Genomic DNA, 19,626 nt, shown 5'->3' with positions numbered 1-19,626 from the left:
TATCATTTAAAAAAAGGCGTTTTCCGAATTTGCGGAAAAGCCCTTTTCCTGAATGCTCACGTATATAAACGGGCGTATATTCTTCACGAAAATACTTCTAAACGTTATTACACTTTATCAATTATAAGTTTTGTATGTGTAAAAAGCAAACCCAACTGTTACCTTATTTTCATATTAAGAGTTTTTTTCTTCACTTTTATTTTTTTATATTTACTGTAAGCGCTTATTATAAGTTTCTTCTTTTTTCGTTGCTATCATCCCTATTTATATACACCAATTATTTCAACATCGTAATTACTTCTTCCAATTTCATACCGCGAGATGCTTTGACTAATACAACATCTTTCGCATCGACTACTGCTTGCAACTCTTTTACTAACTCTTCTTTATTATCATAAGCCTTTACACGTTCGTTAGGGAAATTAATTTTTGCTCCTTCAGCAATTTGAGCTCCTAATTGACCATATGTGAACACATAGGAGATTTTTGCTGGATCGATTAATTTACCTACCTCATAATGAAACTGTACTTCTTGATCTCCAAGCTCTAACATATCGCCGAGAACAACAATTTTTTTAGAGAATCCATCTAAACCATTCATTAGGTGGAATGCTGCTTCCATAGCTGTTGGACTTGCATTATAAGCATCGTTGATAATTGTTAATCCACTATTTGTTTTTACAATTTCCATACGCATGCCTGTCATTTGAAGTGTTACTAAACCTTCTTTCATCTCTTCCCACGTTACACCAAAATGTTTCGCAATTGCCATAGAAGCAAGCGTATTATACACATTGTGTTTCCCTAATACCGGTAGATAGAATGAAATGTTTTCTTCTCTATTCATTTTAAAGTGTGTCCCAGTTGCTTGTAACGTTACAGTCGTTGGATAGTAATCATTTGCTCTAGCATCACCAAACGTAACTGTTTCAGCTATTAAATTCATTTCAGGAACACGATTCGTTAATAATGGCTCATCTCCGTTATATACGAACACTCCACCTTCTTGTAATCCTGTCACAATTTCTAATTTCGCTTCAGCAATTGCCTCGCGAGAGCCTAAGTCCATTAAATGCGCTTCACCAATGTTCGTAATGATAGCTGCATTTGGACGAGCTAACTTAGATAAGAATTCAATTTCCCCACGGCTTGACATTCCCATTTCTAATACAGCTACTTCTGTATTTTCTTCTAAGTTTAAAATAGTAAGAGGTAGCCCGATATGATTATTGAAGTTTCCTTCTGTTTTTTGAACTTTGAATTTAGTCGCAAGAAGACTTGTTACAATATCTTTTGTAGATGTTTTACCGTTACTACCTGTCACACCAATCACTTTAACATCCAATTGGTCACGATAGTTTTTTGCTAACATTTGTAATGCTGATAGCGTGTCTTCTACAAAAATAACCGGAAGATTCTCAGGTGGATTTGCTACATCTTTCATCCATAATGTCGCCACAGCTCCATTTTCAACAGCTTTATCTACAAAAGCATGTCCATCGAAACGTTCACCTTGAATCGGAACATATAAGTTTCCTTTTTCGATTTTTCTCGTATCAATAGACACTCCTTGTATAGTAATTCCCTCATACTGCTCTGCTAATCCCGTACCATTTGTCATTTGTTCTACTTGTTTTAACGTTCGATTTATCATAAAAACACTCCTTACATAGAGGAAGCACTATTCCTTCGAATAGTGCCTCCTCCTTTTTTTTGTTAGATTGTATATTTAATTTTTTGTTTTTCTTCGTGACGCTCCATTGCTAAACGAATTAGCTCTTCAATTAATTCCGGATACGGTAATCCAGTATGTTGCCATAGTAGAGGGAACATACTAAACGGCGTAAATCCTGGCATCGTATTCACTTCGTTAATGTATACTTCTCCATCTTTCGTTAAGAAGAAATCAGCTCGCGTTAAGCCAGCACCATCTAACGATTGGAATGCAACAATCGCATCTCGCTTAATAACATTAGACTCTTCTTCTGTCATTTCAGCTGGAATAATTAACGCTGTATCACCATCGATGTATTTCGACTTATAATCATAGAAGTCTTTTTTAGGTACGATTTCACCTACAACTGAACATTTCGGTTCATCATTACCTAGTACACCAACTTCTACTTCACGTCCAACGATATTTTCTTCCACAATAATTTTACGGTCAAATTGGAATGCCTCTTCAAATGCATTCTCAAGTTCTTCACGATTTTTACACTTATTAATCCCAACACTTGAACCAAGGTTTGCTGGTTTTACGAAGCAAGGGTATCCTAATACTTCTTCTACTTTTTCATATGCTGTTTCACGATCTTTTTCCCATCCGCTACGAATGAATGATGCATATTTCGCTTGTTTTAATCCAGCTTCTGCGAAAATGTTTTTCATAACAACCTTATCCATACCAGCAGCAGATGCTAGAACACCATTTCCTACATAAGGAATATTCATTAATTCTAATAATCCTTGTACCGTTCCATCTTCACCATTTGGTCCATGTAGTAATGGGAAAATAACGTCGATAGCATTTTCCTCAGCATTTGCAGATGGAATGATTTCTGTGCTTAATGATAGCGGAGAAATCGCATTTTCTGCACCGCTCATTTTTAGAACTTCAACATCTGTTACTTCACCTTCAATACGCTCACCGCGTACCCATTGACCTTGTTCTGTAATATAAATTGGATGAATCTCGAATTTATCTTGATTTAATGCTTTAATAGCAGCAAGAGCCGTTTGTAGCGAAACTTGATGCTCAGCTGATTTTCCACCATATAATAAACCTAATTTAATTTTTGTCACTGAAATCACCCTAACCAATTGTTTTCATTTTTCTATTTTAGCACTTTTTATAAAAATAGGTAGTTCCTATTTGAAATAAAATGCAACTTCCACAAATAATTAAATGACACCACTTATTGGTTTTCTATACTTTTTCCACTTAACTTTCTTGATAAATATATAAAGTGAAACTTTAATCAGTGGGGGGCTTCATCCCCTACTGATTATTAGTTGAACCAATCGGACTTTAATGGGCAGCCCGACCCCCACCTAAATTCCTTGCTTTCGCTGAATTTTGAGGTGGGGGTCTTACTGCCCATTAAAGTGGGATAAAATTGCAATCCAACCTGGTTATTTACCTAAAATATGTAGAAATCCCCTTTTTGTGTATGTCATCTAATTATTAAGAAGATTGTTTGGTTAGTGTGCTTTTTTGCCTTTGTTCAACGAGACGGTCTAAAGAAATATATACAATACCTGCAACTACACAACCGACAGCTAAAATTGTAAATAAAAAGTGGCCAAGTAATCGGTCTAATAAAAAACCTCCAAGAAGTGGGCCGAATGCACTTCCTGTAATCCACTGCAAACTTGCAGCTCCCATATAAGTCCCCCTCAAATGCTCAGGAGCCAAATTCGCTACAAACGTCATCTGTACAGGCGACATAATCATCTCACCTAACGTATATATGGCATATATAAACAGTAACGTTATTAAAATAATCGTAGCATTTGTATCAAGTCCTCCAAACCACTTCGGTAACCACCCTATAAAAAATAACCCAATCCCAAACAAACATGCACCATATAACATCGTCTTTCCAACAGGTTTATCTGTGACCCATTTTGAAATTTGAAATTGGAACAACACAACTAATAGTCCATTTAAAGCCATTAAATATGGATATGGATTGTTAGTTCCAAAAATACCTTTCATTTCATTGTCAAAGTGCAGTGGCAACATGCCTTCTGTTTGAGAAAATCCCATCGAAATAATGATACCTGCTAATAAATAAATCATGAGTGCCTTATCTCGCAATACAATTTTCCACACTGCTCCTGATTCTTTTTCTGTATCACCTTCTTTATTCGTACTCTTTGGCATTGTCTCTTGAATAAGGACGAATACAAGCAATGCATAAAATAACATCGTAGATGCGGCAATAATAAACACAAGGTTCTTCGATAACATAACTACTGAAGCCCCCATTATCGGACCAATTGCAGCACCTATATTGTGCCCCATTCGCAATAAACCATATGCTTCTGTTCTTTTTTCTGGCGCCGTTACATCCGCAACCATCGCTGATGCAGCTGGATGAAATAACGAATTACTTAATCCTAAAAAAACAGATAAAATCGCATATGGAATAAATCCTTCTATAAATAAAAAACCGAGCATGAATACTGCATTGCTCGCCATCGAAAATATCATAATCGGTTTTCTTCCATATATATCAGCAATTCTTCCCCCTATAATTGATCCAAAGCTTGCAGCAATTGGAGACAGTGCCATAATCACTCCGACCTGTAATAATGAATCTACCTTATCTTTTAAATATAATGCAAAAAAAGGCATCAACATCATCATTGCAATTCCATTTAACGTCTCACCAATAAACCGAATCCATACGTTACGGTCCATCTCCCTTAACTCACGCCACGTATTTTTCATTATTTCACCCCTTTTGTTCAACAATAATTATCTTATAACAAGTTCAGAAGAATGTAAATTTTCAAAATTAAAAATCCATTCTAACAGAATTAGAATGGATTTTTCTACTTATAAATTGGCTGCGTCGTCTTCTTCTTTACTATTATTTAAAGCACTATGTTTTCGGCTATATAAGAAGTAAACCGCAATACCGATAATCATCCATACACCAAAACTAATCCAAGCCGTCCCGGATAATTGAAGCATTAAGTATAAACAAAAAATTACCGTTAACGCTGGTAAAAATGGTACAAGCGGCGCCTTAAATGCTCTTGGTAAATCAGGATGCGTTCTTCTCATTACAATAACAGCAACAGCTACAAGTGCAAAGGCTGATAAAGTCCCCATATTTACAAGATGCGCTAACACATTTAAATCTATTAATCCTGAAATAAGTGCTGCAATAATTCCCGTTGTCCACGTATTTAAAAACGGTGTTTTAAATTTCGGGTGAACTTTAGCAAGACGTTTCGGCAATAATCCATCTCTACTCATTGCATATGAAACTCGTACTTGCCCATACATCATAACTAACATTACTGTTGTGATTCCTGTAATTGCGCCTACTGAAATTACTCCCGCTAAACTATCTTGTCCAATAAATTGAAGTGCAAAAGCGACTGGATCTGATATATTCAACTGCCCGTATGGAACAATTCCTGTCAAAATAAGCGAAACGATAATATAAAGAGCCGTACAAATTAATAAAGATGCAATAATACCAATTGGTAAATCACGTTGTGGACGTTTCACTTCTTCTGCTGCCGTTGAAACTGCATCAAACCCTATAAATGCAAAGAACACTGTAGCAGCTCCAGCCATTACACCATCTAAGCCAAATGGCATAAAAGGCGTCCAGTTTTCAGGTTTCACATAATTAAAACCAGCAAAGATAAAAATAAGAACAACCGCTAGTTTAATAAATACCATAATATTATTTACACGTGCACTTTCACGAACACCTCTAGATAAAAGAACCGTCATCACTAAAATAATTAGAACTGCTGGCAAATCAATTATTCCACCCTTTCCTGTACCAGGGGCTGAGGAAAGAATGGTAGGAATATGAATTCCAAATCCCTTTAATAAAGATTGGAAGTACGCGGACCAACCATTTGCCACAGCAGAGGTTGCAAGTAAATACTCAAGCATTAAGTCCCATCCAATTAAAAATGCGAATACTTCTCCCATCGTCGCATATGTGTACGTGTACACACTGCCTGAGACAGGAACTGAAGAAGCAAATTCAGCATAACAAAATGCAGCAAAGGCACATGCTAACGCGGCTATCGCAAATGATAATATAATAGCTGGTCCAGAATGTTTCGCTGCTACCACGCCCGTTAGAACAAAAATACCCGTTCCAACAATTGCCCCGATTCCAAGCATCGTTAAATCTAGTGCGCCCAATGTTCTTGCTAACGTCTTTTGTTTACTCTCTTGCATTAACTTTGCAATAGGCTTCTTTTGAAAAATTTGCTTCATAGCATGCTCCTCCAAGTTTTAAATTTTCTGAAAATTTTTAATTCGCTTTTTCATTTTACTCATAGTACTTTTTCCAGTCAATACTTTTGTCGAAATAAGTAGAAACTCTTATGAATATGCACGATTTTTATCATTCTTTCTATATATCTTTCTATAACTTTTTTTGGTATTATTATACATGTCGATTCCATGAAAAAGGCATGCTCTGTTATTGAGCATGCCTTTTTTACTTATTTCACAGTATATGATCCCTCTTCAATCCAGCTATACATATATTTTTCATCTTCTGTTTCATGTGCTTGTTTTACAATACGAAGCGGACGGAATGTGTCTATCATAACAGCTAATTCAAGCGTTTCTTTTTTCCCTATACTCGCCTCTGTTTTCCCAGGATGTGGCCCGTGAGGAATGCCGCTCGGATGAAGTGTAATAGACCCTTCCTCCACACCTTTTCGGCTCATAAAGTTACCTTCTACATAGTACAGTACTTCATCACTATTCACGTTACTATGATAATACGGTGCCGGAATAGATTCTGGATGATAGTCATATAAACGTGGTACGAAAGAACAAATAACAAAATTGTGACCCTCGAACGTTTGATGTACTGGAGGTGGCTGATGAATACGACCTGTGATTGGCTCAAAGTCCTCAACATTAAAGACCCACGGATATAAATAACCATCCCAACCAACAACGTCTAACGGATGATGTCCTAAAACATGTTTATGCATATATCCCCTCGACTTTGTCATTACGACAAATTCACCTTTTTCATCATACGTCTCTAATTTTTCAGGACCACGAATATCTCTCTCACAAAACGGGCTATGCTCTAACAATTGTCCATATTCATTACGATAGCGACGCGGTGTTGTAATTTGACTATTTGCCTCTACAACAAGAAACTTAGTCTCTCCTTCATCTGGAATAACACGATAGATCGTTCCAATTGGAATTGTTACATAATCGCCCTTTCGATAATGAATCGTTCCAAACATCGTTTCAATTTTTCCTGTTCCGTAATGGACAAACAACATTTCATCGCCATCACCATTACGGTAGAAATAGTCCATTTTTTCTGTTGGGCTCACTACTCCGATTAATAAATCCTCATTCCCAAGTATAAAGTTTCTTCCGCTTACTGCATCACCACTTTTTTTATTTTCTTTCGTGCGAAAGTGACGATGAGAAAGAGCAACATCTTCTTCATACTGCAACTGACAAGAATGAGATAATGCCGCATGCCCTACTTCCGTTGGCATATAATGATGATACAAAATAGATTGCGTACCAGAAAAACCTTTTGTTCCCATTACCTGTTCACGATAAAGTGATCCATCTTTTTTACGGAATTGTACATGTCGTTTATGAGGTAGCTCCCCCATGTGACGATAAAACATGCTCATCACCTGCTTCCTTTTCTTTTTTGACCGTATTACGTAATGTACCTAAACCAGTAATCGTAAGCTCTACCACATCACCATCTTGCAGCCACTCTTCTGTACCCAGTTCTAAAATACAACCTGTTCCTACTGTTCCAGAACCAATCACATCGCCTGGATATAACGTAACATCTTCCGAAGCACGTTCAATCATTTCAGCAAATGTATAGTAAATATCTCGAAAGTTCCCTTTTGATAATAGCTTTCCATTTACATGAGCAGTCATCTCTAACTCATAACGGTCACCATTACGATAAATATCTAGTTCCTCTTTCGTAACAAGGTACGCTCCTAATGAAGTTGCAAAATCTTTTCCTTTCGCTGGACCAAGTCCTACCTTCATTTCTGTTGCTTGTAAGTCCCTTGCACTCCAATCATTCATAATACAATAACCAAAAATGTATTCCTCTGCTTGCTCACGAGAAATATTTCTTCCTTCTTTCCCAATTACGCAAGCAATCTCTAACTCATAATCAAGTTTTTTAGATTTCTTCGGACTAATTACAACATCATCTGGACCAATTACAGCACGATGGTTCGTAAAATAAAAAACCGGGATATCGTACCATTCAGGTACAACATCTAACCCTCTTCGGCTACGTGCCGTTTTTACGTGCTGTTCAAATGCATAAAAATCCCTAATACTACTCGGATTAGGAATCGCTGCTGCTAATTGCACTTCCTCTAAAGAATATATGCCCTTTTCCGGATTATTAATATTACGCAACACTTCTACATACTCATCCGCTTTCTCTAAAAAGGCGAACATAGAAGAAGGTAATTTTCCACCACTAGCAAGATTCATATCGATTACTTTGTCACCTTCAAGCCATCCAGCTCGCATTTCTTTTGAAGGAAGACGAAATGTAACGAATTTCATCCTAATTCCTCCTTATGAAAATGAAATTTCCACCAGCAAAAGAATGATTGCTGGTGGATATAAATTTTATAAATTCCCGCGACGCTCTTGTTCTCTTTCAATTGATTCGAATAACGCTTTAAAGTTTCCTTCTCCAAATCCACGAGAACCTTTACGCTGAATGATTTCAATAAATAAAGTTGGACGATCTACAATTGGTTTCGTAAAGATTTGTAGTAAGTATCCTTCATCATCGCGATCTACTAAAATCTTTAATTCTTTCAACTTATCAATTTCCTCATCAATTTTTCCAACTCGTGCAGTTAATTCATCATAATAAGTATCTGGTGTATCTAAAAACTCCACACCATTTGCACGTAGCGCTTCTACTGTTTTAACAATGTCATTTGTTAGTAAAGCAAGATGCTGTACACCTGCTCCATTATAGAACTCTAGATATTCTTGAATTTGTGATTTTCTCTTTCCATCCGCTGGCTCGTTAATAGGGAACTTAATACGACTTCCATTTGTCATAACCTTCGACATTAATGCTGAATACTCTGTACTAATATCATCATCATCAAAATGGATCATTTGTTTAAAGCCCATAACGTTCTCGTAATAACTAACCCACTCTTCCATCTTTTCAACATTACCAACTACATGGTCTACAGCAATTAAACCTGACTCTTCAAATGGAATATCAAACTCAGCCTTTTGGAATCCTGGCATAAATGTCCCTTTATAATTTTTACGCTCTACAAGCGTATGAATTGTATCACCATACGTACCAATAACTGCTTTTTTCAATGTACCGTTCTCATCTGTTAACTCTACAGGCGGAGCAATTGCGACGGCACCACGTTTCACCGCTTCTGAGTATGCTTTATCAACATCGTCAACAAGTAATGCCACATCTTTCACGCCATCACCATGAGTCTTTACAAACTCTGCAATACGATTGTCACTACTTAAAGCCCCAGACACAACGAAACGCATATTTTTTTGCACAAGAACATAAGATACTTTTTCACGATTACCAGTTTCTAATCCAGAGTAAGCCACAATTTTGAATCCGAATGCTCTCGCAAGATAGTAACTTGATTGCTTTGCATTTCCTACGTAAAATTCCAAATGATCTACATCACGTACTGGAAAAAAGTCCTCCATTTGTGCAGCTAGCGTATCCATAGATTTTTGTTTCATAAAATCCTCATCCCCCTGTAAATAGATTAAATGGTTCATACTTAAAACCAACCGAAAACGCTTCCAACATCAATTGATAGAAATTAGTTAGCAAGCTAACAAATTCTGACCTTTAAAATTTTCTATCTTTTCTGTCAAATTCCTCTTTTTTTCTTACATATAAAATTCGACTTTTTTCTCTTTAAAATAAAGGGGGCTATTCATACTTGAAGGGATATATAGAAGAAAAATAAAAAAGACTCCAACATATTAATTACTTACTAATATGCTAGAGTCTTTATTTTTTTTGAATGATTGTATTTATATGTCTCATACTAATACTTTTGCAAGGAATAGAATAAATGATGTTAATACTACTGCTCCACCTAATGATCCTAATAAATCTGTTTTTGTTACTTGTAACACTTGCTCACCGTTCATATTCCTCATTCTCCTTTCATTTTGTATAATGTAAAACTTCTATTATACTAATACACTTGATAGAAATACGATTAATGCTGTTAATACTACCGCTCCACTTGCTGATCCTACGAAGTCACCTTTTGTTACTTGTAATACTTGCTCTTTCATTTTGCATTCTCCTCTCTTTTTCTTTTTACAAAACTTCTATTATACTAATACGCTTGATAAGAATACGATTAATGCTGTTAATACTACTGCTCCACTTGCTGATCCTACGAAGTCACCTTTTGTTACTTGTAATACTTGCTCTTTCATATTATGTATCCTCCTTTTTAATAAGTTATCTATATGTAATTTCTAAGAAATGTTTATTTCATAGTTTTTATGTTGACGTTACATTAAATTTAATAACGTAACGTTTGTAACATTAATGTAACATAACTATTGTTACGTTGCAATATAATTACGTAAATTTTATTACACTTTTTTTACGTTTTTTTATAAACACCTTCAAAAACCTTGATTTAATGCATTTTCTACTAAATCCATATTTGTAACATTCATGTAATATTACAGTCATATAACGAAACATCCCTATACCTACCTCTACTTTTGTTACAAAGTAAGATAAATCTTTCATTAATAAAGTGGAATCTATCAAATTCTTACTGATAGTTCATGAGAGATAAAATACAATCTTTCCAAGATAAGTTTATATGTTTCCTTTATATAACTATGTATAATAAGAACAAAGAGGTGGTCATTTTGAAATTAATCGCATTAGATATGGATGGTACACTACTATCATCTAATCTTGAAATCTCCAAAGAGAACTTACAAGCTATCCAAACTGCAAAAGAGGCTGGTCATATTGTCATGATTTGTTCTGGCCGTGCAAAAGAGGATGCTTTGAAATTATTGGAAGAGTATAAACTATCTCTTCCAGTTGGAGCAAGCAATGGGGCAATTGTTTATGTGGATGGAGAAGTAATTAACTCGCGTTGTATACAAAACGACAAAGTGTACAAACTTGCAAAATTACTAGAATCTGAAGGCTTTCCTTATAAGCTATATACAAATAAAGGAGTTTATTCTCCATATACATGGCAAGATCAAGTTATGCAAGCGTTCGAAGAAAATAAGCATGCACTAGATGTTACGCTTGAGGAACTTGAAAGAATTACAGAAAAACAAAAGAAATCAAACTTAATTACTGATTTCCAAAAAATAGAAGATGTTGTAAATAATCCAGAATTAGAAATATCTAAATTCTTTATTTTGACATTTAACGCAGGGCATCGCGCACAGCTATTAAGTATGTTACAAGAAGATACTGATATTATGGTTACAGCATCTGCTCCTACTAATTTAGAAATTATGGACAAGAATGGACATAAAGGAAATGGACTGAAACAAATGGCAGCCCATTTTAATATACCAATTGAAGATACAGTTGCTATCGGTGACAATTTTAACGATGTACCCATGTTAGAAGCAGCTGGTTTATCAGTTGCAATGGGAAACGCTGAAGAAGATGTAAAAAAACTATGTGATGTTGTAACATTAACAAACAATGAACATGGTGTTGCTCATGCAATCGAACAATTTGTATTGAAACAAACTTCATCTAGTAAATAAAAAAAGGACTCTTTCTATTTGAAAGAGTCTTTTTCTTTTATACATGATGACAAGCAACAAAATGCTCCTCACCAACATTACGAAATTCAGGTACCGTTTGTTTACAAATATCTGTTGCAAACGGGCAACGTGTATGAAAACGACACCCCGAAGGTGGATTCGCTGGACTTGGAATGTCACCCTCTAGTATGATTCTCTCTCGCTTCACTGTTGGATCTGGTATTGGAACAGCGGATAACAATGCTTTCGTATACGGATGAAGTGGATTCGTAAATAACTCATCACGCGGCGCTGTTTCCACAATCGTTCCTAAATACATAATTCCAATCTTCGTACATAAGTGCTCTACTACGCTTAAATCATGTGAAATGAACAAATAAGATAATCCCTTTTTCTCCTGTAGCTCACTAAATAAATTAATGATCTGTGCTTGAATAGATACATCTAATGCTGCCACAGGTTCGTCAGCTACAATAAATTCTGGGTTTAATACCATAGCTCTTGCAATAACGATACGTTGGCGTTGTCCACCCGAAAATTCATGAGGGTACCGATCAATATGATATGGGGCTAAGCCACATAACTCTAATACTTCTGTCACTTTTTCACGAACATTTTCTTTCGTCGCTAATCCGTGAGCTAACATCGGTTCACCAAGCGCTTCCCCAATTCTCATTCTCGGATTTAATGAGCTAAATGGATCTTGGAAGACAAGTTGCATATTAGGACGATGTTTTCTCAATTCTTCCTTAGATAAAGAGTGAACATCTTGCCCTTTAAACTTCACTTCCCCTTCCGTTTTTTGGACGAGACGTAAAATTGTTTTTCCTATCGTTGTTTTTCCGCTTCCCGATTCACCAACGAGGCCGAATACTTCACCTTTATTAATAGTAAAACTTACTCCATCAACTGCTTTTACATGTCCAACCGTTCTACTAAATATGCCGCCTTTAATTGGAAAATATGTTTTTAAGTTTTTTACTTCTAATAATGGTTCACTCATTGTTTCGCACGCTCCTCATATAACCAGCAAGCAACTTTATGATTCTCATCATGTACATTCAAACTTGGCGCTTCTTCTTTACATATTTCCATACAATGCTCACAACGGCCGCTAAAGTAGCAAAACTCATCCAAACCAACTAAATTAGGAACTTGCCCTGGAATAGAATATAGTTTATCTATTCGTTTTCCCATCACTGGTTTTGATTTTAACAAACCTTTCGTATACGGGTGTTTCGGATTTTGGAATATTTCTAGTACCGGTGCTTCTTCAATAACTTTCCCGCCATACATAACGACAACATAATCAGCCATTTCCGCTACGACACCTAAGTCATGTGTAATTAATAAAATGGATGTTTTAAATTCCTTTTTTATTTGCCTTAATAAATCTAATATTTGAGCTTGAATCGTAACATCAAGAGCCGTTGTCGGTTCATCAGCAATTAATAACTTCGGATTACAACTAAGTGCAACAGCAATCATAATACGTTGTAACATACCACCGCTCAGTTCGTGTGGATAAGAATGGACGATTTCATCCGCGCGAGCTATACCGACTTTACGAATTAACTCAATTGCCTTCTTATATGCTTCATTTTTACTAAGTAATTCATGCTCCCTTAACGTCTCTACAATTTGTTCCCCTACAGTAAAGACTGGATTTAGCGATGTCATCGGTTCTTGGAAAATCATCGCAATATCATTCCCTCGTAAACTACGAAGCTCTTTCTCTTTCATTCCTAAAAGACTTTTTCCTTCATATAAAATATCTCCACCTACTACACTACCTGATTCAGCAATAAGTCCCATAATAGATAAAGCCGTTACACTTTTCCCGCAACCAGATTCACCTACAACACAAACAGTTTCACCTTCTCGAACAGAAAAACTAACATGATTCACAGCTTTTACTGTTCCTTCTTCTGTCTGAAAGTGTGTTTGTAAATCTTTTAGCTCTACTACTGCTTTACTCATATTCCCTCACCTACCGTCTCATCTTTGGATCTAACGCATCACGAAGTGCATCACCAAGTAAATTAATGGATACAACTGTTATAAAGATTGCAAAACCAGGCGGAATCCATAACCATGGGCGCTTTTGAAAATCAATTAATGAGTTCGCTGCACTAATCATATTCCCCCATGATGGTGTAGGTGGGACAACGCCGAGACCTAAGTAGCTTAGTGCGGACTCTCCTAAAATAGAACCTGCAACGCCTAATGTGGATACAACAATTAATATTGGTAAAACATTAGGAATTAAGTGATAGATAATTTTCCGGTAATCTTTTATCCCTAACACATCAGCAGCTTGCATAAACGCTTGCTCTCTAAGTGATAAAATTTGACCTCTTACAAGACGCGCAAGCCCCGGCCAACCTACTAAACTTAAAATAATCATAATGACATATAGACGATAATCAGATGGTACTTTCCACTCTGATAAAATCGCTCCCATTATAATAAGTAACGGTAATCCTGGCATCGACATTAAAATATCGGCAAGACGCATAATAATATTATCAACGATGCCGCGATAAAATCCTGCAATAGCCCCTAATACAGCTCCTAATATCACTGATAAAACCATAGAAGCCAGGCCAATCGTTAATGAGATTCGTCCTGCTTGCATAAGCCTCGTTAAAATATCTCTTCCCAATTGATCTGTACCGAGCCAATGAGAAAAACTAGGTGGTTTGTTAATTAACGTAACTTGTATTTTTCCTGATGCATACGGCGAAAAAAATGGTCCTATAAAACAAAATAAAAACATAAAAATTAATGCATACAATCCTACTAGTGCCATCTTATTTTTCTTTATTTTTTTAAGAGCTTGTCGCCACGGTGATGATTCATTTTTTCTTCTCTTTTTCTCCTTTTTTTCTGTAATCACTGTAATAGTTTCCATCCCATTCCCCTCCTTACTTCAACCGAATACGTGGATCAACAACTGCATATACAATGTCCGCTAAAAAGTTTGAAACAATTGTTAAACAAGAAAGAAACATCGTAAATGCCATTAATACTGTATAATCACGGAAATTAAGTGCCTCTAATTGAATGTTACCAATACCTGGCCAGTTAAAGATTTGTTCAATAATAATCGCTCCTGAAAATAAACCTGGTAATTCAAATGCTAATAAAGTAATCGCCGGTAAAATCGCATTTTTTAATGCATGCTTATAAATAACGGTCTTCTCTTTTAAACCTTTTGCTCGTGCGGTTCGTATGTAATCTTGCCTTACAACTTCTAACATACTAGTTCTAAAATAACGAGTTAATGAACCTACACCTAGAAGAGTCAAGATAAATACTGGTAAGATCATATGCTTTGCTACCTCTATTACATAAGCAAACCCTGTTGAATTACTACCAACATCAATCATCCCACCTATCGGTAATAACTTAAAATCAACTGCAAACACTTTAATTAAAAACAAACCGATAAAAAAAGAAGGAAACGACATTGCTGCAAAAACACCAATTGTTACAAGTTTATCGAATAAAGAATGTTGTTTCGTCGCCGAGAATACGCCAATAATAAGTGCAATTAGCCAAATGAAAAATAATGCAATAACTGCCACACTAAACGAATTCCAAATAAACTTATTTAATAGTGACGTTACAGGTTCTTGGTATTGAAGCGAAAAACCAAAGTCTCCTTGCAACGCATTACCTAACCAATGAAAATAGCGTTCGACAATTGGTTTATTCAATCCATACAATTCCCTAAGCTCAGCCGCCCTTTCCGGTGTAATCTTTGGATTTGAATCAATATAATCACCCGGAAGAAGCGCGAACAGGAAGAAGATAATAATTGATGTTCCAAACAGTGTAGGAATCATTTGTAGCAACCTGCGAACAATATATGTTTTCACCCTTTTTCTCTCCAATCTAATGCTTAAAATAGAAGAACATTTTTTCAAATCGGCACATTTCTAACCGAATGAAAAAATGTCTTCTACTTTCACATTCTTCTCGTTATTTTTCAAATGATAATACTGGTAAATTTGCGCTAATACTATTGTATTTCTCAGGATCAATTCCTTTTATATTCCCGTTATAACCAGTAATTGTTCTACGATAGTTTAATAAAATTACTGGTGGATCATCACTTAATTCTTTATAAAGTTCTTTATAGATTGGTTTACGTTTTTCAATATCTACAGTTTCAATACCTTTTTGAATTAACTCATCTACTTTTGCATTTTTATAACCAAGACTCTTCTCATTAGCACCTGATAAATATTCACCAACTGTTTCACTTGGATCACTTGTAATTGGTGTAGCAACAGAGGCTAAATCATAATCACCTTTATTAACTTTTGAAAGCATCGTATTAAAGTCCATAAATTCAGGATTAAACTCTACACCTATCTCTTTATAATTCTCTTTCGCAATCGGAATTAATAAATCACTATCTTTAGCCGAACTTGGGCCAAAATAAGAAAGCTTTAATTTTTGACCATCTTTTTCACGAATTCCATCCGAGCCAACTTTCCATCCTGCCTCATCTAATAACTTTTTCGCTTTTTCTTTGTCATACTCATATTTATTAACACCTTCTTCCGTATAAGCCCAAGAAGTCGGATGGATTGGTACATTGGCTACTGTACCGTATCCTTTTAACGCTGTATCAACATATTTTTTACGATCTAATCCGTAAATAAGTGCCTGGCGGACCTTCTTATCCTTTAAGTACGGCTTATTATTATTCATATAAATATAACTAAATGACGGTGCTGTTTCAATTTGGATATTTGCAAATTCTAAAGCCTTTGCCTGTTCAAGAACTTCGTCACCAGTACCTAAGCCAGTATGGTCTACTTCACCTGTTTGGAATAGTTGAAGTTTCGTATCGCCAGAAGTAATTTTATAAATGAAGTTTTGAATTTTTGGTTTACCCGCATAGTAATTTTCATTTGCTACAAAACGAACTTCTTGACCTGGGATATACTTTTCAAATTTATATGGACCCGCAGCTAGCGGTTTTCCATACAACTCTTTTAAATAATCCAAACTTGTATTTTGTTTGTAATCTTTTCCGTAATAAGCCTTTGATAGCACAGTACCACCTAAAACAAATATAGCTTGTGAATTAACTTTTTCAGTCGTAACCTTAATTGTTTGTGGATCAACAACTTGAATGCCTTCAATTGAAGTTGCTGTTCCTTCTTTATATGCCTTACCACCTTTAACCGCATATTGAGAGATGTCTACTTCACCCTCATACGCCTTATCATGTAAAAGCGTCAATGTGAACGCTACATCATCCGCTGTTAATGGTGATCCATCGCTAAATTTTAAATCTTTACGTAAATGGAATGTATATGTTAACTGATCAGAAGAAATGTCCCACTTCTCAGCTAATTCTGGAATTGGTTTCCCTTGTTTATCGGTTGATACAAGAGATGCAAAAATAACTGAAGTGACATTTCCATCCCAACCATTTTGTTGGAAATATGGTAAAAATACGCCGCCTGGTTTATTAATCCCAACTACTAACGTATCCTTTCGATTTTTCGCTTTATCTGGCACTTTCGTTTTATCTTTCGCAGCAATCTTTTCAATTTTTATATTTTTCAAATCTTGCTGTTTAACCGGTTCCGTAGAAGCAGTATCTTCCTGTCCCCCACAAGCAGATAACACAAGCGAACTACTCAGTAATACCGAAAATACACCAGCCCATTTTTTTGTCTTTTTCTTCATTGTCCCCACCCTAACTTTTTAATAGTGATACCCTTTGAACTTATTACCTTATGTATGCCTCCCACAGCAACATTTATAGCCAATCGGAAAAGTCGGTTTTAATCGTAAAAAAATAGATGTTTTTGAGGGGTAACAATCCTATTCCGACCTTTCCGGTAGACTTTATGGTTATTAGCTTATATCTTCCGTTATATTTTGTCAATTCTTTCTAAATAAATATTTTTAAAATTTTTCAAAAATTATTATTCTATCTTTAATTTAGGTAAACTTAACAAAATACCGTTATAGTTATCTTCTTGCAATCCTTGAATGCGCGCATGATGTGCAGACACAACTTTACTATTATTTAAGAAGATTACAGGTGGATCTTCACTTAACTCCTGGTACAACTTTTTATAAATTTCTTTTCGTTTTTCAATATCTAATGTTTCTAGTGCCTGCTTCGCTAATTCATCTACTTTCGGATTATGGTATCCATCATAGTTTCGTTTACTTGTTGAAACAAACTCTTCAATCGTTCCACTCGGATCATCAATCATTGGCGTAGATACCATCGCTAAATCATAATCACCTTTTATCACTTTTGAAATCATCGTATTAAAGTCCATATATTCTGGATTAAACTCTACACCAAGCTTTTTATAATCCTCTTTCATCACCGGGATCATTACATCATTTATTTTACTTGCAGAAGAAGCAAAATAACTTACCTTCAATTTTTGGCCATCTTTTTCGCGAATTCCATCTGGACCAGCTTTCCATCCAGCCTCATCCAATAATTTCTTTGCTTTCTCTAAGTTATACTCATATTTATTAATCCCTTCTTCTGTATACGCCCAAGAAACTGGCGTAATCGGTACATTAACGAGTGAAGCATAACCTTGGAAATACGTATCAATAACTTTTTGACGCTCTAATCCGTAAATAAATGCTTGGCGGACACGCTTATCTTTAAAGTATGGTTTCTTATAATTCATTTTAATGTAACCATAAGAGCTTCCCGTATATACATTAATATTGGCAAAACCTAAATCCTTTAACTGTTCAATCGTCTCCGTGTTTGTCGTAAAACCATCATAATCTACTTCCCCGGCTTGAAATTGTTGTAGCTTTGTATCACCTTTTGAAATTTTATAAATAAAGTGCTCAATCTTCGGTTTTCCTTCAAAATAATTTTCATTAGCTACAAATCGAACCTCTTGACCAGGAATATATTTATCTAACTTATAAGCTCCTGCTCCCATCGGTTTTCCATACAACTCTTTTAAATACTCTAGGTGCCCTTGTTTATACTCTTTCCCGTAATAAGCTTTAGATATAACTTCTCCACCGATTAATGATAGTGTTTGAGCATTTACCTTTTCAGTCGTAATCGTAATTGTTTTCGGATCAATGACTTGAATTCCCTCAATAAAGGTTGCCTTTCCTTCTTTATACGCTTGCCCACCCTTTATTGCTGTTTGACTTATATCAGTCGCTCCACTATAAGTTGGATCGTGTAATAGCGTTAATGTAAATGCTACGTCATCTGCAGTTAGTGGTGATCCATCACTAAACTTTAAACCATCTTTCAAATAGAACGTGTATGTAAGCTGATCCTCCGAAATATCCCACTTCTTCGCTAAAATTGGAATTGGTTTTCCTTCCTTATCGAGTCCAACAAGAGGTGCAAAGATAGCTTGCGTTATATTACCATCCCATCCATTCTCCATAAAGTGCGGAAGGAATATCCCTCCAGGACTCGGCATTCCAACTACAAAAGTATCTTTTCTTTCTTTTGCTTTTACGGGACTTTTTGCTTTGTCGCTTGCCTGAATAAATTCATCTTTTACTTTCGGGACGTTCCTGGCCTCGTTTGTACTCGCTTCCTCTTGACCACATCCGGCTAGTAATACTGATACACTCAAAAATGTAGCAATTGCTCCTTTAAAAACATTTTTCATTGCACTATCACCTTTACCTTCCTAATTTTTAACGATGTAGGAACATAGGACTCCTTCCTGCAACTATATTTATTATTCCTATAAAAATAGTATGAATTAATTTCAAGATTATTCCTTTCCTTTAAACATGTCAACCGTTCTTTTTTATTTCGTATTAAAAAATTAAAAATTCACTTCTATTCGTTCCGTATGAAACATAGAATACTAATAACCAATTACCAAAAAGGGGGCGAAAACATGGACAACCTATTCCAATACGTCCTTCACTACGTATTATTAACAATTATGATAGTTGGGGCGCTATTACTATTCCCGTTCTTCCCAAAGTTCGTCCTCTTTTTAGCTTTTTTTATTATGCTCGGGATCGCTATTATCATTTCAACAAAGGAAGATACCACACAAAAAGAAAACAGAGTTCAGCGTGTAAAGCTGTAACTC

At 35.7% G+C, this 19,626-nt stretch carries 18 protein-coding genes; 2 read left to right on the top strand and 16 right to left on the bottom strand.

Annotation, left to right across the window (positions count from 1 at the left end):
• Positions 1–277: 277 nt before the first annotated feature.
• The 10 genes from murF to PSR14_RS01325 all read right to left on the bottom strand — a co-directional run bounded on the left by murF (position 278) and on the right by PSR14_RS01325 (position 10,207).
• Entirely contained in the window at positions 278–1,654 is a 1,377-nt protein-coding gene (gene murF / locus PSR14_RS01370; protein ID WP_098487042.1) for a UDP-N-acetylmuramoyl-tripeptide--D-alanyl-D-alanine ligase, read from the bottom strand.
• Between the two features lie 62 nt (positions 1,655–1,716).
• The gene (locus PSR14_RS01365) at positions 1,717–2,802 is read right to left on the bottom strand and encodes a D-alanine--D-alanine ligase (RefSeq protein ID WP_000161445.1); all 1,086 of its coding nucleotides are present in this window, start codon (positions 2,800–2,802) and stop codon (positions 1,717–1,719) included.
• Between the two features lie 382 nt (positions 2,803–3,184).
• The gene (locus PSR14_RS01360) at positions 3,185–4,456 is read right to left on the bottom strand and encodes an MFS transporter (protein WP_074543891.1); all 1,272 of its coding nucleotides are present in this window, start codon (positions 4,454–4,456) and stop codon (positions 3,185–3,187) included.
• Between the two features lie 108 nt (positions 4,457–4,564).
• Entirely contained in the window at positions 4,565–5,980 is a 1,416-nt protein-coding gene (locus PSR14_RS01355; protein ID WP_000809368.1) for an amino acid permease, read from the bottom strand.
• Between the two features lie 230 nt (positions 5,981–6,210).
• Positions 6,211–7,383, bottom strand: coding sequence for a homogentisate 1,2-dioxygenase (locus tag PSR14_RS01350; protein ID WP_000499916.1), 1,173 nt, complete (start codon positions 7,381–7,383; stop codon positions 6,211–6,213).
• Entirely contained in the window at positions 7,349–8,305 is a 957-nt protein-coding gene (locus tag PSR14_RS01345; RefSeq protein ID WP_000674031.1) for a fumarylacetoacetate hydrolase family protein, read from the bottom strand. Before PSR14_RS01345 ends, PSR14_RS01350 begins: the two co-directional genes overlap by 35 nt.
• A gap of 66 nt (positions 8,306–8,371) precedes the next feature.
• Complete coding sequence (hppD, locus tag PSR14_RS01340) at positions 8,372–9,490, bottom strand: 4-hydroxyphenylpyruvate dioxygenase (protein WP_000810913.1); 1,119 nt, start codon at positions 9,488–9,490, stop codon at positions 8,372–8,374.
• Between the two features lie 309 nt (positions 9,491–9,799).
• Positions 9,800–9,919, bottom strand: a complete 120-nt coding sequence (locus tag PSR14_RS01335; protein WP_001993573.1) for a DUF3948 family protein — start codon at positions 9,917–9,919, stop codon at positions 9,800–9,802.
• A gap of 33 nt (positions 9,920–9,952) precedes the next feature.
• Positions 9,953–10,060, bottom strand: a complete 108-nt coding sequence (locus PSR14_RS01330; protein ID WP_000664237.1) for a DUF3948 family protein — start codon at positions 10,058–10,060, stop codon at positions 9,953–9,955.
• 39 nt (positions 10,061–10,099) lie between these two features.
• Positions 10,100–10,207, bottom strand: coding sequence for a DUF3948 family protein (locus PSR14_RS01325; RefSeq protein ID WP_000664237.1), 108 nt, complete (start codon positions 10,205–10,207; stop codon positions 10,100–10,102).
• Between the two features lie 450 nt (positions 10,208–10,657).
• Here PSR14_RS01325 and PSR14_RS01320 point away from each other — a divergent pair, with 450 nt between their 5' ends.
• On the top strand, positions 10,658–11,530 hold the full coding sequence (locus PSR14_RS01320) for a Cof-type HAD-IIB family hydrolase (protein ID WP_000766404.1): 873 nt from the start codon (positions 10,658–10,660) through the stop codon (positions 11,528–11,530).
• A 37-nt stretch (positions 11,531–11,567) separates the two neighbouring features.
• On the opposite strand, the gene PSR14_RS01315 is transcribed toward PSR14_RS01320, so the two are convergent.
• From PSR14_RS01315 to PSR14_RS01290, 6 genes are all read right to left on the bottom strand, one after another.
• Positions 11,568–12,533: an ABC transporter ATP-binding protein gene (locus PSR14_RS01315; protein WP_001294512.1), complete on the bottom strand. Its 966-nt coding sequence runs from the start codon at positions 12,531–12,533 to the stop codon at positions 11,568–11,570.
• Positions 12,530–13,510, bottom strand: a complete 981-nt coding sequence (locus PSR14_RS01310; RefSeq protein ID WP_000030784.1) for an ABC transporter ATP-binding protein — start codon at positions 13,508–13,510, stop codon at positions 12,530–12,532. The genes PSR14_RS01315 and PSR14_RS01310 overlap by 4 nt, the downstream gene beginning before the upstream one ends.
• Before the next feature lie 10 nt (positions 13,511–13,520).
• On the bottom strand, positions 13,521–14,444 hold the full coding sequence (opp4C, locus tag PSR14_RS01305; RefSeq protein WP_000447986.1) for an oligopeptide ABC transporter permease: 924 nt from the start codon (positions 14,442–14,444) through the stop codon (positions 13,521–13,523).
• Positions 14,445–14,457: 13 nt separating this feature from the next.
• Entirely contained in the window at positions 14,458–15,414 is a 957-nt protein-coding gene (locus PSR14_RS01300; RefSeq protein ID WP_061185329.1) for an ABC transporter permease, read from the bottom strand.
• A 103-nt stretch (positions 15,415–15,517) separates the two neighbouring features.
• Entirely contained in the window at positions 15,518–17,245 is a 1,728-nt protein-coding gene (locus PSR14_RS01295) for an ABC transporter substrate-binding protein (RefSeq protein WP_061185328.1), read from the bottom strand.
• 242 nt (positions 17,246–17,487) lie between these two features.
• Positions 17,488–19,188 (bottom strand): ABC transporter substrate-binding protein, encoded by a 1,701-nt coding sequence (locus PSR14_RS01290; protein WP_061536079.1) that lies wholly within the window; start codon positions 19,186–19,188, stop codon positions 17,488–17,490.
• 237 nt (positions 19,189–19,425) lie between these two features.
• On the opposite strand from PSR14_RS01290, the gene PSR14_RS01285 reads away from it, so the two are divergent.
• Positions 19,426–19,623, top strand: coding sequence for a hypothetical protein (locus PSR14_RS01285; protein ID WP_000369249.1), 198 nt, complete (start codon positions 19,426–19,428; stop codon positions 19,621–19,623).
• Positions 19,624–19,626 lie beyond the last annotated feature (3 nt).

The organism is Bacillus sp. A01H, from assembly GCF_045277205.1.
Lineage (GTDB): Bacteria > Bacillota > Bacilli > Bacillales > Bacillaceae_G > Bacillus_A > Bacillus_A paranthracis.
This window is presented reverse-complemented; position numbering and strand designations above follow the sequence as displayed.